The sequence below is a fragment of the uncultured Polaribacter sp. genome (assembly GCF_947497695.1).
Lineage (GTDB): Bacteria > Bacteroidota > Bacteroidia > Flavobacteriales > Flavobacteriaceae > Polaribacter.
Genome location: NZ_CANMHM010000039.1, coordinates 1 through 224, shown reverse-complemented (window position 1 = coordinate 224; position 224 = coordinate 1). Strand labels below are relative to the sequence as shown.

The 224-nt window shown below is 34.8% G+C and carries 1 protein-coding gene; it reads left to right on the top strand.

The window, feature by feature from the left end; genetic code table 11:
• The coding region (locus Q0731_RS13160) for an Ig-like domain-containing protein (RefSeq protein ID WP_299064829.1) at positions 1 to 224 on the top strand (224 nt) is incomplete at both ends.

The following is a 224-nucleotide window of genomic DNA, read 5'->3' as shown; positions in this document are numbered from 1 at the left end:
GTAAATAATGGAGGAACACCAAATGATCCAACAGATGATACAATAGATTATACACCAAATGCAAATTACAATGGACCAGACAGTATTACATACCAAATTTGTGATGCAGATGGCGATTGTGATACAGCAACTGTTGTTTTAACAGTAACATCAGTAGATGATGTACCAGTAGCAAATAACGATCCAGTTAGTTTACCAGAAGATAATGGACTGACTAATATTGT